This window comes from uncultured Alistipes sp. (assembly GCF_902388705.1).
GTDB lineage: Bacteria > Bacteroidota > Bacteroidia > Bacteroidales > Rikenellaceae > Alistipes.
This window is the reverse complement of record NZ_CABMQJ010000128.1, coordinates 1-1,555: the sequence shown is the minus strand read 5'-3', so window position 1 is coordinate 1,555 and position 1,555 is coordinate 1. Positions and strand designations below refer to the sequence as shown.

Sequence of the window (1,555 nt, the reverse complement as noted above, 5' to 3'; positions counted from 1 at the left end):
GGGGCCCTCGCCTGCCGCCCGCAGTCCGGGGCCGGCGGATTTGTATACGCGGCGGCGTGCCGCGGCGGTGGCATCGGAGTGCGGGATGACGGTCGGGAATCAATCGATGCTCCGGATGTTGTACTTGGTGATTTCCGACAGGAATGCCTGCTGTCGCTCGTCGTCGGGGTCGTAGTCGAGGCCGTCGGCCTTGCGGGCCTCCCAGACCTTCATGTAAATCGGTTTGGAGCGCGTCGGCGGACGGTTGACGATTTGCAGCGACGAGGTGTCGAGCCCCAGGACGGCTTTTACGGCTTCGCGAATCGGCTCCGTCAGCTCGGCCTGTTCGCCGAGGATGACCGTGTTGAGCGCCACTTCGTATTCGTGGAGGATGCGTTCGGCGCTGAATCCCGAGCTGTATTCCAGGCCGCTCAACGACCGGAACCACGAGTGGGCCACGACGATGTCCGATACGGCCTGTTCGTGCAGCGCCTGCCAGTCGCCCTCGTTCTGCGAGCAGATGGGGATGAAACGCGAGTTGTCGCCCTCGCCGCTTTCGCGGATGACGAACATCACCTGTCCGGGATTGCCCGCGAACTTCTGCTCGGCCAGCCGCACGATGCGCTCGGCCTCGGCCTCGCTGTCCACGCTGCTGTCGAGCATCATCACGCCCGAGAGCTGGAACGAGTTGTCGAGCCGCGAAATGTTCCACTTGTCGGTTTTGTAGGCGATGGCCGACACGTTGAAACCCGCGATGTAGGGCGGCACGCCGTAGTGTTCGAACATCGGTTCGTAATCTTTGTAGTGGATTATGGCCCGCTGCGTGCCGTCGGCCTGCTGTGCGAAAGCGGGATAGAGGGGCAGCGTCCGCGCCTCGGCGGCGTTGAAGGCCGTCCAGTCGTGGTGCAGCAGGATGTGGGCCGAGTCGCGGGCCACGCGGCAGCGCGAAGCGTCCTGGTGGTAGAGCGACAGGAACGTGTGCGCGGCGTCGGTCACCACTTCGAGGAACGCGTTGCCGAAGAGCGCCTTGTCGAAAGCCAGTTTGTTGAGCACCTGCCGCAGGCTCTCCCCCTCCCCGTTCACACGGCCGACGAATGCCGCCAGCAGGGGCGCACGGGCCTGGTCGCAGGTGAAGCCCTTGCCCGAGATGTAGTCGGCCTTGTCGTTGATGATGCGGCGGTGGGTCACCGAGCGGCGGGCCATCAGCGCCAGTGCGTTGGGAAAGAGGTTGTCATCGCCCCAGCGCCAGAATTTGTCGCTCTCGATGCGTCCCGCGCCGAGTGTGACGTAAGGGTCGTCCGTGCGGTTTGCGACCGCTACGGCCGGTTTTATTTTCTGTTTTTTACTCATGGTTCTTGCGGTTTGAGTGCTGCGGCCCGGTCGGCGTCCTCGCTGGTGAAGGTTACTGCGACCGGGGTTCCGTCGAGGGGTTTCGTTCCCGATTCCATGCCAATGCAGGCGAGGCGCAGGGGCTGTTGCGTGCCCAGATGCGGCGCCCAGCCTGCCAGCAGCCGTTCGCCCGAGGCCATCGTGATGACCGCCACCACTCCGGCGGCGGCCGTGCGGCGGAACGCCG

1 protein-coding gene and 1 pseudogene are annotated in these 1,555 nt (G+C 64.8%); both read right to left on the bottom strand.

What is annotated here, in order from left to right; genetic code table 11:
* Positions 1 to 99: 99 nt before the first annotated feature.
* Positions 100 to 1,329 (bottom strand): phage portal protein, encoded by a 1,230-nt coding sequence (locus QZT71_RS12480; protein ID WP_295916684.1) that lies wholly within the window; start codon positions 1,327 to 1,329, stop codon positions 100 to 102.
* Positions 1,326 to 1,555: pseudogene (locus tag QZT71_RS12475) on the bottom strand (hypothetical protein); the annotation flags it as partial. The gene QZT71_RS12480 and the pseudogene QZT71_RS12475, both read right to left, overlap by 4 nt.